Annotated in this window: 1 pseudogene; it reads left to right on the plus strand. The window is 70.6% G+C overall.

Annotated features, from left to right (window positions below):
• A pseudogene (locus ACSG5Z_RS31915) lies at window positions 1-286 on the plus strand (hypothetical protein); the annotation flags it as partial.

Here is a 286-nt window from a genome sequence, read left to right on the forward strand (position 1 = left end):
GTCGGGGAGATCGAGGTGGCCACCGCGTGGTTGTGGACGGCGGGGCTGGCAGCGGTGGTGGGTCTGGGATGCCGGCTCGTTCTGCGACACCGGTGGACGCCGCTGCTGCTGGTGTTGGCGGTGGCAAGCCTGATGCCGCGGGCGGTGACGGGGCATTCGTCGGCAGGGGGCTCGCATGATCTGGCCACCAATAGTCTGGTGCTGCACCTGGTGGCGGTCGGCCTGTGGGCCGGCGGGTTGGCGGCACTGGTGCTGCACACCGTCCGCGGCGGTGGGCATCTGTATC

Origin of the sequence: Bacillus pretiosus (assembly GCF_051294775.1) — a bacterium.
In the GTDB taxonomy this organism is placed as follows: Bacteria; Bacillota; Bacilli; order Bacillales; family Bacillaceae_G; genus Bacillus_A; species Bacillus_A wiedmannii.